Origin of the sequence: Shewanella corallii (assembly GCF_023349125.1) — a bacterium.
Taxonomy (GTDB): Bacteria; Pseudomonadota; Gammaproteobacteria; order Enterobacterales; family Shewanellaceae; genus Shewanella; species Shewanella corallii.
Genome location: NZ_JAKIKT010000002.1, coordinates 1 through 12,631 on the forward strand (window position 1 = coordinate 1; position 12,631 = coordinate 12,631).

A 12,631-nucleotide genomic window follows, 5' to 3' on the forward strand; every position below is an offset into this window, starting at 1 on the left:
GTTACCTTCTGAAGGGTTAGTAAAGTCTGGAACTTCACCACCAGTGCCTGAACCAGGATTGTGGATACCATGGTCTTGTTCAAAACCCGGCTCCAGTTCACCAGAGCCGTCTGGGTTGATACCAGAACCCTCACCCTCTGATGGGTTACCTTCTGAAGGGTTAGTAAAGTCCGGCAGCAAACCACCACCTGCTTCCGGATGACCCCACTCTGGCATTTCTGCACCTGCCATAGCAAGGTTCATACTATCCACTGTACCTTGCAGGTCACCATTCATATCGGCGACATTTTGGTTGTGGCCTAAGACCTCATCATACATATCGGAAGTAATATTATTATTAGCAATAACATCTACCGCGGGCGCACCACCAGTGCTAGTAAAAGTGGTATCTTCATCCACGATATACTTGAACATGTTACCGTTAGCATCATGAATATTTACTACCCCTGTATGCAAGGCATTCGCGGTTGCAGACCAACCATCAGGGAGAACCACTTCGTTAGCAGTTGCCAAGGAACATGTACCAAAGAAGGAGCACAAAATTGCGAGTTTTTTAATTTTCATTTCGGTTTACTAAAACTGAGGAAAGAGTTGATATTTGGAGTAAATAGTCATTTAACTCCTTTCTTCATCACCTTGTTCATGCTCTAAATCGGGTTAAGCATGGACATAGTAAAGAATCAAATTTAGGGGCTCTTATCCAACAGCCAGCAATCAGCAATCAAAGCCAGATAGACCCAGACAAATTTGATGGGAGAATATTATTTGGGCGGGATGAGGGGAAATAGTTATTTATGGTTAAATCTATTGTGTAAGTACTATGTAACATCGAGAATACGTATTTAAGTTTGAGCCAGTAATAGCCACATATCTTACTGTTAGCACCACACGTCCAATTTTGCCTCCCCATAATAGCTATCGCTTTCCATTAGCAGGCGCTCCCAAACACCATTACAGAACACCGGCAACCATTTGTTTTTAATGTAATTTATATCTAACGTAAGCACAAGTATAACTACCTTACATTGCTCACAGCGGTCTGTAACTTCGAGTACATTGATAAAACTATTTCTGAAAACTCAATCAATAGCCCTTATTGCACAGGAGCTTGAGGATTTCCTTGCATTGTTACTGACTAACTCAGAGGATTCAGTCACTTAATCACCTGAATAAAGAACATACCAGAAGCTAAAAACTCGATGCTGGTGTATGTGCATCGCAAATGTTGCCAAAGAGACAACTAGAAAAGTGTACGATATTCGAAAGAGCGATTGAAACCAAAGAAAATACTCTACTATTCTCGGTACCCTATCTTGTAAACAATAAATCTTATCAATTCGGAAACTATTTGCTTATCGAACACCACCAGCCTGACGTCACAACAACATAGACCTGGCAAGTTTGTCACACACAATCGACTCTTCGAGGGCGCACATATCCCTATGGTTTATAGGGGTAATTTTAAAGCATGATTTGGCGTTAGTGCAGAAACCTATGAGTTTGAAGGATAAATACCTGACAGCTTCAGATGTATATACAGAGTGATCACTCACATCTTGCCTCTTGACCCAAGTTAAAATTTAGTTAATAACTAGAGGTGTGCAGTATCAGTTCGTCTGATGTTTGGCGAGCACAAGGTTTCAGCTAAACGAGGATAATTATAATGATATTGAATCACTTGATGGGGTTGTATATTCATCCCAAGCAGGAATGGCAAGCAATTGAACGCAATCACGAAAAAACCGGCAGCAGTCTGAGCCACATCCTCCTTATTTCTCTAATACCGGCAATCTGCAGCTATATTGCCAATACCCGTATTGGCTGGAACCCGGGTGCAGGTGAGCCACTGTTTCTAACTGAGCAAAGCGCCCTGTTCATGTCCGTAGGTATGTACTTCGGACTGATCGCAGGCGTATTCGCACTGGCCTATCTGGTATTCTGGATGGCCAAAACCTTTGACGCCGACCCAAGTTATACCCAGGCACTTGAACTGGCAGTGTACACAGCAACACCTCTGTTTATGGTGGGCTTTGCGGCTCTGTATCCAATACTTTGGTTTATTATGCTGGTTGGTTTGGCGGGCTTAAGTTACTCAGTTTATCTGCTGTATACCGGCGTACCCATCCTGATGAAGATCCCTGAAGAGAAAGGCTTTATCTACGCCAGCTCTGTGGTGACCTGTGGCCTGGTATTGCTGGTTGCGCTGATGGCGACCAGTGTCATTCTCTGGTCCTACGGCCTCGGCCCTGCTATCCAATAGACATGACAAATACCTGATTACATACGCAAAAAACAAAAAGGCCACCCATGGGTGGCCTTTTCAATTTCAGCAGTTAATCACTTACACGATTAAGCGAAAGAGTCACGCAGTGCAACAGTCAGGTTGAACACCAGGTTTTCCGGCGTGGAATCCTTGCTGTCAGCGCAGAAGTAACCTTCACGCTCGAACTGATAAGCTTCGCAGACTTTGGCATTAACCAGGCCAGCCTCGGCAAAACCATGCTCAATGACCAGTGACTCAGGGTTCAGTACTTCGTCAACAGTTTCTGCTGCGCCTGGGTTGGCATCGCTGAAAAGACGGTCATACAGACGGAACTCGGCCGGTACAGCAGTAGTGGCTTCTACCCAGTGAATAACGCCTTTCACTTTGCGACCGTCGCTTGGATTCTGGCCCAGAGTTTCTGGATCATAGGTACAGTAGACAGTGGTTACATTACCTTCTGCATCCTTGTCACAACGCTCTGCTTTGATCACATAGGCGTTACGCAGGCGCACTTCTTTACCCATTACCAGGCGCTTGTAGTGCTTATTGGCTTCTTCGCGGAAGTCAGCAGCGTCGATGTAAACTTCACGACCAAATGCCAGTTCACGGCTACCCATCTCCGGGTGGTTAGGGTGAACCGGGGCAGACACATATTCCAGCTCGCCTTCAGGGAAGTTTTCAATCACGACCTTGATTGGCTTGATAACAGCCATGGCGCGTGGTGCATGTTCGTTCAGTTCTTCACGAATACAGGCTTCCAGCATGCCAACTTCAACCAGGTTGTCCTGCTTGGTCACACCGATGCGCTTACAGAATTCACGGATAGACGCCGGAGTGTAGCCACGACGACGCAGACCAGCGATAGTCGGCATGCGAGGGTCGTCCCAACCGGAAACCAGTTCACGTACCACCAGATCGTTAAGCTTACGCTTGGACATCAGGGTGTATTCCAGGTTCAGTCGGCTGAACTCGTACTGACGGGTACGATCAGGAGCCTGGAAATCGTTCAGGTTATCCAACACCCAGTCGTACAAACGACGGTTGTCCTGGAACTCCAGCGTACACAGGGAGTGAGTGATGTTTTCCAGCGCATCAGAGATACAGTGAGTAAAGTCGTACATTGGATAAATGCACCACTTGTCACCAGTCTGATGGTGATGGGCAAACTTCACGCGATAGATAACCGGGTCACGCATACACATAAATGGTGATGCCATGTCGATCTTGGCACGCAGAGTACACTCACCCTCTTTGAATTCGCCTTTGCGCATTTTTTCAAACAGCGCCAGGTTCTCTTCAACAGGGGTGTCACGATATGGGCTGTTCTTGCCAGGCTCTTTCAGGGTGCCACGGTATTCGCGAGTTTCTTCACCATTGAGGAAACACACATAAGCCAGACCTTTTTCAATCAGCTCAACCGCATAGCCGTGCAGCTGGTCAAAATAGTTGGACGAGTAACGAACGTCACCGCTCCATTGGAATCCCAGCCACTGGACGTCTGCCTGAATAGAGTTCACATAGTCGATGTTCTCTTTCTCAGGATTGGTATCATCAAAACGCAGGTTACACTCACCCTGGTAATCACGGGCGATACCAAAGTTTAAACAGATAGATTTAGCGTGACCGATATGAAGAAAGCCGTTCGGCTCAGGCGGAAAACGGGTGTGTACACTGGAGTGTTTACCGCTTTTCAGATCTTCATCGATGATGTTACGGATGAAGTTGCTTGGACGAACTTCGTTGTCCACGTGACTCATGGAATTCCTCTTGGTGAACAGTGGCAAAATAATCAATGGCGCATGATCCTACAGATCCTGCTTTTACACAATGGCTGTTAGAAAAAATGCCGCCAAACTATGGCCGAAAAGCATAACAAAAAAGCAGCCCGCAGGCTGCTTTTGCACATTAACAACCCGACATGATTATCCGGTAATCACTTTAACGCCCGGAATAATCTGCTGGGTGCGACGTCCTTTGCGCTTCAGCCAGAAGAAGAAGGCAACCAATGCTGCAACCAAACCAACCATCCAGGCTGCACTGCTTACCGGGTGGGCCGCAAAACTGGCCGCTTGATAAACGAAGGTAGCAACGCCATAAGCCAGACCGAAGGTCCACAGGGCTGCAAAGCGAGCCCAGCGCATGCCAAATTCGTTAACCAGCGCACCCATTGCTGCCACACATGGCGTATAAAGCAGTACAAACAGCAGGTAACAGAAGGCTGCCAGCGTAGTGCCAAAACCAACCTGCAGCGCACTGAAAGTAGAGGTATCAACACCCTGCTCTTCTGCCGCGACTTGCTGGTCTGAAACATCTCCCACATCAAGAGACATAGGATCTCGCAAATTAATTCCAAACAGGTTATCAGGAATAGTATGCAGCGCTTCGGTAAAGCTCTCGCTCAGCGGTGTCAGATCGCCGTCATCACCACCGGTTGCTGGTGAGTACAGGCTATTCAGGGTGCCAACAACGGCTTCTTTGGCGAAGATACCGGTCACGATACCCACAGTTGCCTGCCAGTTGTCCTGCTCAAGACCCATAGGAGCAAATACAGGAGTTACCTTCTGGCTCACCACACTCAGCACAGAATCCCGGCTGTCCTGATGACCGAAGCTACCGTCAGTACCGATAGAGTTAACAAAGTTCAGCAGAGTCACCACCACCACAATGGTTTTACCCGCGCCCATAATAAAGCCCTTGGTGCGCTTGGAGGCACGTTTCAAGGTTGGCTTCAGCTTTGGCATTTCATAGTCTGGCAGCTCCATCACCACCGCACTTGAGCTACCTGGCAGCAAAGTATGGTGAAGCAGCAAACCAGTTCCGATAGCCGCCAGAATGCCGATGATATACAGCAGGAATACCAGGTTCTGACCGCTCTCAGGGAAGAAGGCCGCTGCAAACAGGGCGTATACTGGCAGACGGGCACCACAGGACATAAATGGCGCCATCATACCCGTCACGATACGCTCGCGTTCGTTACCCAGGGTACGGGTCGCCATAATAGCAGGCACAGAACAGCCAAAGCCCACAATCATAGGCACGAAAGCTTTGCCCGGTAGACCAATACGACGCATCAGACCATCAATGACGAATGCGGCGCGGGACATATAGCCTGAGCTTTCCAATACAGACAGCGCCAAAAACAGCGCCGCAATAACCGGGATAAAGGTCGCTACGGTTTGAATACCGCCACCGACGCCTCCGGCCAGAATGGTGATAAGCCACTCAGGAGCGCCAATGTTGGCAAGCAGAGCACCGAAGTGGTCTACAAACACAGCGCCCGCTGTGATATCAAAGAAGTCGATGAAAGAGCTGCCCACGTTAATCGCGAACAGGAACATCAAATACATCACCAACAGGAAAATAGGTACGCCCATAATCGGGTGCAACACCACCTTATCCAACTTGGCGCTAAAGGTTTCGTGGGGCCTGGTTACCACAGAAGCATTGAAAATCTGCTCAACGAACTCGTAGCGACGACCAGCGATCATCACTTCGATATCCTTGCCCTCGGCCTTGAGTTTGTCGGCACAACCCGTTACTTCATGACTCAGCTGACCATTGGCGCAAGCGCCACATCCCAGACCGTGACCGAACAAGGCCAGTGCACGTCCACGACCCAACTCCGGCTGACGTTCACGGACAACAGACACAGCACTTTCGATGGCTGCATCATAATCCAACATCAAAGGTGATTCGTCGATTTTGCCTTCCAGCAGCTCAACAAACTTGGCCTGAACCAGGTCAATATCAGTGCCTTCACGAGCAGAGACACCAATAACAGGACAACCCAGTGCCTGACTCATTTTGGCAAAATCAATCTCAATACCGCGCTCCAGCGCAGCATCCATTTTGTTGATCACCACCACCATAGGAATGCCCAGCTCACGCAGCTGTACAGACAGGTACAGGTGACGCTCCAGGTTGGTCGCATCTACCAGGTTGATAATGCCATCAATCTGCTGTTCAGACAGATACTGCTGCGCAATTTGCTCATCCAGGGAGCAATCACACTGGTTGCCCGCAGGCAGAATATCGTAAATCCCGGGCAAGTCAGTCAGGAACACTTCGGCGCCGTTCAGGCTGAACTGACCAGTTTTTTTCTCAACTGTTACACCAGACCAGTTACCCACCTGCTGGTTGGCACCTGTCAAAGCATTAAAAAGCGTGGATTTACCGGCGTTAGGGTTACCGACCGTCACACAATGGAACTGCTTAGTCATTGGTTTTTACTACCTCAATAATGTCGGCCAAATCGCGACGCATACACAGCTTGCTGCCACGAATATCCAGTTCCAGTCCCGAGCCCATTGGCGCACGACGGATAAGGGTAAGTTTGGTCTGGGGGGTAATCCCCATAGACAGGAGTTTGCGCTTGACTGTTTGAGGCAGCTCAATATGCCCAATGTCAGCAATCACGGCGATATCACCGGGATTGAGTTCACTTAACTTCATGTACGATTTCCACCTTTGGCAATACGGGTTGCCAGAAAAACTGTGGGGATTCTACCCCAGCCAATCAGAGAAAAGTTTTATCTTGATCAAGCTTTCAAGCGAAAACGATAATGGTTTTCAATTGTGATTACCAGTCACCCCGCTCCGCTTTCGTCGAAAGCGACTCAACGCCTCCCATGACAAGCCTGAACCCAGGCTTAACCTCCTGCCAAAAAACACTTATCAATCAATACATCAGCACGCCAAATACCTATAAAGAAATAGTCAGATCCAGTTCACATATCCGCCCTAAAACACCTGCGAAAAATCGCGCATTTGTTAGCCTTGTCGTTGGAAAACTAATTCCATACATCTTCTAAGGGCTTATTTAGCTAAGCCCATGAAAAGATGATGAATATAACAATTGCAGGGAAATATTATGATGAAACGGTTTAACCTGAAACGCAGCTATCTCGCGCTGCTGGGTGCCGGCATGTTGTCCATGGCTATGGTGGGCTGTGGCAGTGACGGGGATGATGGTGAAGACGGTAAAGATGGTGTTGTAGGCTCTCCCATCTCAGCAGTTTCCACAGTATCAGCCAAAATCACCTCAGCTTCTGTCAGTGATACTGGCATCCTCACAGTAAACTTCTCCCTGAGCGATGCCAACGGTGCAGCAGTCCTGGCGCTGAAAAATACCGATATCTCTGCTGTATCCTTTGGTCGTATGGGCACTGAAGATGAAGTGGGCCTGACAGATCTGGAAGGCAAGCCAAGAGATATCTGGCTGAGCTACTTCAATAAAGACAAAGGTGACGGTCACTACACCGGCTCATCCTATTTTAAAGGTGGCGATTGCGAAGACTGTCTGACCGACAATAACGATGGCACATACACGCTTGTCCTCAATAAAGAGATAGATACTCTGGACAAGTACGCCTATGTGGCTGATGTGACCAATGGTATCTATCTGGGCATCAAGGCAAGCAACACCGCCGGTGCAACCTTGCGTGACAACAGCTTCTTCTACTGGCAGCCAAGTTCAGACACTGCTCAGGAAAAACCTAAGGCCGTTATCGCCAACGAAACCTGTCAAAGTTGCCACCGCCCTGGCCATGCCGGCGAGCTGGCGTTCCATGGTGGAAAACATACCACGTTGGAGTCCTGTACTTTCTGTCACGCAGACTACAACACTTATTCCAAGCAGGATAAAGATGAGAATGGTCAGCCTGTAGGCGAACCATACGTCTTTGACGGCTCTATCAAAGGTATGGCTCATGATATCCACAGTCATGAGTACTACAACGGCATCTACCCTCAATCCGGTGGTAACTGTCTGACCTGTCACCAGCCTGATGAAAACCTGGCCATGGCTGATGCCTGGAAGGCTGATCTGGATACTGCAACCTGTATGAACTGTCACAACAGTCCGTACGCAGTTCCTTCCTGGCACTGGGACAGTGACAAAGGCCAAATTGCCGAAGGTAAAGAAAACTGCGTCAGCTGCCACAGCGCAGAAGGCGAAGGTTACCGTGGCGCTGAGCGAGGCCATTACACCGAAAACGCCAATGCCAATTCCACTCAGTTGAAAGTCGTCTTTAACTCAGTGAATGTTGCAGCTGACAAGCTGTCTGTCACCGCCAACTTTAAGGTAATGGATGGCGAAGATTTGGTACCTCTGTCCCAAATCGACCCTCGCCCATACAAGTACGGCGGCTATAACAGTGCAGTTGTGTTCAACGGTATTAGCGGTGATGACTTCAATGTGAACTATCAGAAAGTTGGATTCGACAACCTGACCCAACTGGAAGATGGCAGCATCCAGGCTGTTATTGCAGAGCCGACTTACAAAGTAACCCAGGCTCTGGCAGGTGATGCTGTTGTCGCCATGTCCAGCCAGCTGCATGTGTGCTATGAGTCAAAAGGTAAGCGCACAGACTGTGTGGCCGCGGATTTGGACAGTGGAAAGCAGTCCGCTCCTTACCTGGTCAGCGACACCTTCTACTTCAATCAGGATGGTACAGCCTGGGAAGGCAAGGATAACGCCACTACACCTCGAACTCAGCATGCTGAGATGAAGGCTTGTCAGGACTGTCACACCACATCTATTACCCATAGATACAGCCATGATATGGACGGTTGTGCCAGCTGCCACAACGGTACCCGCGACAAGAAAGGTCAGGGCCCTTCCAATCTGGCTTACATTGTTCACAGCCAACACTACCTCAACGGCTTCTTCAAGAAGACTGATTGTCAAAGCTGCCACGGCACCGACGGCTTTAGTCTGAATAAGATTGCCGGTGATGCTGCACCAGTGGCATTTGGCACAACCGATGGCCAACGTCTCGGTGCATCCAATGAGCAAACTGTGGTTTCTCCTCAGACTGCTGCTTGTGTGAGCTGTCACCTGCCTCCTTATGCACTCAGTGACGCTGCTGTGGGTCATATCAAGTCATTTGGTGGTGTGATTGAGGTCAACACTCTGACCGTTGGTGAAGAGCAGGTTAAAGTTCTTGGTGTTGCCGCTTCAGATTATGACGCAGAAGCCCAAGCTGCAGGTCCAGAAACCTGTTCAACCTGTCACACCAGCGACAAGTTGCTTGAACAGCACAAAAACTGGGGATTTGGTTGGTAAAAACCTTTCCCTGAAATCTGAATGAGGGAGGCTTGGCCTCCCTCTTTTTTATCTATCCGCTTCCATCTCCACTCAAGATTTATACCTCTAAAGAAATAGCCGGATCCAGTTCACACTCTGGGGCCTCTTCTGCAGCTTTTTCCACCATAAAAAGGTACTTTTTATGTGGGGAATTAAATTCCAGCACCTATCCAAGTCTTTAATAGATTTATAAAAAAGAGCTGCATAGACAGCCAACTCTTGGAAGGTGTATCACTATGCAGGGAAACAAATGATGAACACTAAATACACTAAATTGGCTATGCTGGTCGCTTCAGGCGCCCTGACCGTCGCCCTCTCTGGTTGTGGTGGTGATGATGGCAATGCTGGTAACCCCGGAAATCCGGGCGGTCCGGCAGCCACCTCAGTTGCCCAGCTGAATCTTGATGTTACTGGCATCAGCCACAGCGACAAAACAACAACCGTCACAGTATTTGCTACCAATGAAGAAGACATTCCGGTTGTTGGTCTTAAAGACTTTGAAATTAAAAAAGTCGCCCAACTGATCCCTGTAGGAGCCACTGGCGCAGGTAACGCGGCTTCCTGGCAGATCATTGGTTCGCAAAAGGTTTTCACCGATAACAAAGATGGCAGCTATACGTTCACCGTTGAAACTGAAGGTTTCAATCCTGAACTGACCCAGAGATACAATCTCATCGCCGCTGCATCGACACTGCTGGATGGCACTACCTCAGTACCCCGCACTGAATATACAGAAGACATGGCCAGCGATGGCAGCGACGCCAAGTACACAAAAAATGTAGTCGCCGCAGAAACCTGTAACACCTGTCACACTGACACCAAGAAGATTTACCACGGCTATACCGATCTCGATACCTGTATCACTTGCCACAATGATGAGTTGGCAGCAGATCGCAGAGTAGAAGCTGGTTTCAATCACCTGATCCACAATGTCCACAACAGCGCCAAACCATGGGGCAAAGATGGCAGCAAGGATGCCGTTGCCGCCCACGCTATCGTGCAGGACAACTGTCAGGCTTGCCACATCAAGCCTGCAGATGACAACCATGAACTGGCAGAATGGGGCAACTGGTCTCGCGTGCCCACCATGGAAACCTGCTCCAGCTGTCACACTGACATCGACTTCAAGACAGGCAATGGCCACCCGGCCCAGAGCGATAACTCCAACTGTATCGCCTGTCACAATGCCAGCTGGACAGAAGAGATCCATCTGGCTAAGTCAACTGATAAGCGTGACTTCATTAACAGCTACGGACTGGATTCAAGCCTGAGCGTTTCAGCAGATAACATAGGCACCATCAGCGTTGGTATTGTCGATATCAACGGTAACCCTGTCGATGTGCAAAAGATGATTGGCCAAATCCAGCAATTGGAAACCATTACCAACGTTGGACCAAACTTCCCAATCATGGGTTATAACCCTGCTCCGGAAACAGACTACAAAAAAGTGGTGATTAACCTGGTTAAAGCAGGTCAGTTGCAGGATGGCGTAGAAGTTGTCGACAACCGCCTGGTTGCCAACACCACCACCCTGCCGGTAACAGCCACAGGCGCAGATACAGACACAGCCTTTACCTTCATTGGACTGGGCGTTTGTAACGATGGCAAGCAAGCTGTTGATTGCGTTGAAGGCTCAGAATATACAGGGATGAAAGCCGACCTGGTGTTTGCCACCAAAACCGGTGAAGCACCTTCCATGCGCCACACTGACTCTGTGAACTTCGATACCTGTATCGAGTGTCATGGTGACAGCTTCGACATGCACAAAGGCTACCACCCAGGCTTTGTGCTGAGTGACCAGTTAGCCCGCATCGTAGACGGCAAAGAAGTGGTTGGTGTTGATGGCTGCGTATCCTGCCACACCCCACACGGAACCTACGCATCTGGTGGTAACCGTGGTGCGCTGGAAATGAAACTTCACAAGACTCACAGCGACTTCTACGGCCTGATCGGTGGTGATTGTGCTCAGTGTCACAACGACTTCAACCTGGATTCCTACAAAGTGAAAGGTGCTCTGGCAACTGAAGGGGGTTACACCACTCCAATCACGGCAACCTGTACCTCCTGTCACAGCAGCGACTATATGGGCCATAGCCTGAACGATCTGCAGAACTTCGGTGCAATTGTTGACGGTACATTCGCAGAAGCCAATGACGCTGCAGTAGCAGGAACCGAAACCTGTCTGTTCTGCCACAAGCCTACCGTTGCCAACCACGGTGCGGTGCAGATGTAAGGTCTGACGGCCTGAGGGGCAGCCTTGCTGCCCCTGTCTGTCACTTAACGCATTCGCAGGGAATCACTATGAAAATCAATAAAACTCTAAAAGGCTTGCTGGCAATGGTTGTAATGGCTTTCGCCACCGCTATGCCTGCTACAGCCGCCAAATGGGACGATAAAATGTCCCCTCAGGAAGTCGAGGCTGTTCTCGACAAAAAATTCGTCGAAGGTAAGTACTCTCCCAAAGGTGCTGACTCCTGTTTGATGTGTCACCGCAAGGGCGAAGGAGTCATGGATATCTTCAAAGGTCCTCACGGCGACATGACCCACAGCAAGGGACCAATGGCTGGTCTGCAGTGCGAAGCCTGCCACGGCCCTATGGGTAGCCACAACCGTGGCGGTAAAGAGCCGATGATCACCTTTGGTTCTGAATCAAGCCTGTCCCCGGAAAAGCAAAACAGTGTCTGTATGTCTTGCCACCAGGATGATGAACGCATGAACTGGAATGGCGGACACCATGACAACGCAGATGTTGCCTGTGCCGACTGTCACAATATTCACGTAGCTAAAGACCCTGTGCTGGAAAAACAGACTGAAGTGGCAGTTTGTACCAACTGTCATACCAAGCAAAAAGCCGATCTGCACAAGCGCTCTGCTCACCCAATGAAGTGGGCGGAAATGACCTGCAGCGACTGTCACAACCCACACGGTACGCTGGCTGAAGCCGATCTGAACAAGCCTTCCATCAATAAGTCCTGCTACGAGTGCCACGCTGAAAAGCGCGGCCCAAAGCTGTGGGAGCATGCACCGGTAACCGAAAACTGCGTCAGCTGCCACAACCCGCATGGCAGCGTGAATGACGGCATGCTCAAGACCCGTGCACCTCAGTTGTGTCAGCAGTGTCACGCCAGCGATGGCCATGCTTCTGCCGCTTATCTGGGCAACACGCCTTTCGGTGGCGAGGTAGGTAACAATGCCTTTACCGGCGGACGCAGCTGTTTGAACTGCCACAGCCAGGTTCACGGTTCCAACCACCCATCCGGCAAACTGCTGCAGCGCTAAGG

8 protein-coding genes are annotated in these 12,631 nt (G+C 49.4%); 4 read left to right on the forward strand and 4 right to left on the reverse strand.

Annotated features, from left to right (window positions below):
• The coding region (locus L2725_RS05270) for a hypothetical protein (protein ID WP_249248005.1) at positions 1-564 on the reverse strand (564 nt) is incomplete at its 3' end.
• A gap of 1,099 nt (positions 565-1,663) precedes the next feature.
• On the opposite strand from L2725_RS05270, the gene L2725_RS05275 reads away from it, so the two are divergent.
• Positions 1,664-2,260 (forward strand): Yip1 family protein, encoded by a 597-nt coding sequence (locus L2725_RS05275; RefSeq protein WP_115135616.1) that lies wholly within the window; start codon positions 1,664-1,666, stop codon positions 2,258-2,260.
• Between the two features lie 89 nt (positions 2,261-2,349).
• On the opposite strand, the gene glnS is transcribed toward L2725_RS05275, so the two are convergent.
• The 3 genes from glnS to L2725_RS05290 form a co-directional block, all read right to left on the reverse strand.
• Positions 2,350-4,020 (reverse strand): glutamine--tRNA ligase, encoded by a 1,671-nt coding sequence (gene glnS, locus L2725_RS05280; RefSeq protein WP_249248007.1) that lies wholly within the window; start codon positions 4,018-4,020, stop codon positions 2,350-2,352.
• Between the two features lie 165 nt (positions 4,021-4,185).
• Positions 4,186-6,483 carry a Fe(2+) transporter permease subunit FeoB gene (gene feoB / locus L2725_RS05285; protein ID WP_249248008.1) on the reverse strand — a complete coding sequence of 766 codons (2,298 nt, stop codon included), beginning with the start codon at positions 6,481-6,483 and terminating at the stop codon, positions 4,186-4,188.
• Positions 6,476-6,715 carry a FeoA family protein gene (locus L2725_RS05290; RefSeq protein ID WP_249248009.1) on the reverse strand — a complete coding sequence of 80 codons (240 nt, stop codon included), beginning with the start codon at positions 6,713-6,715 and terminating at the stop codon, positions 6,476-6,478. The genes feoB and L2725_RS05290 overlap by 8 nt, the downstream gene beginning before the upstream one ends.
• A 418-nt stretch (positions 6,716-7,133) precedes the next feature.
• Here L2725_RS05290 and L2725_RS05295 point away from each other — a divergent pair, with 418 nt between their 5' ends.
• From L2725_RS05295 to L2725_RS05305, 3 genes are all read left to right on the forward strand, one after another.
• On the forward strand, positions 7,134-9,329 hold the full coding sequence (locus L2725_RS05295; RefSeq protein ID WP_249248010.1) for an OmcA/MtrC family decaheme c-type cytochrome: 2,196 nt from the start codon (positions 7,134-7,136) through the stop codon (positions 9,327-9,329).
• A gap of 271 nt (positions 9,330-9,600) precedes the next feature.
• A complete protein-coding gene (locus L2725_RS05300) occupies positions 9,601-11,583 on the forward strand; it encodes an OmcA/MtrC family decaheme c-type cytochrome (RefSeq protein ID WP_249248011.1) in 1,983 nt (660 codons plus the stop codon).
• A 104-nt stretch (positions 11,584-11,687) separates the two neighbouring features.
• A complete protein-coding gene (locus tag L2725_RS05305) occupies positions 11,688-12,629 on the forward strand; it encodes a DmsE family decaheme c-type cytochrome (RefSeq protein ID WP_283164234.1) in 942 nt (313 codons plus the stop codon).
• Positions 12,630-12,631 lie beyond the last annotated feature (2 nt).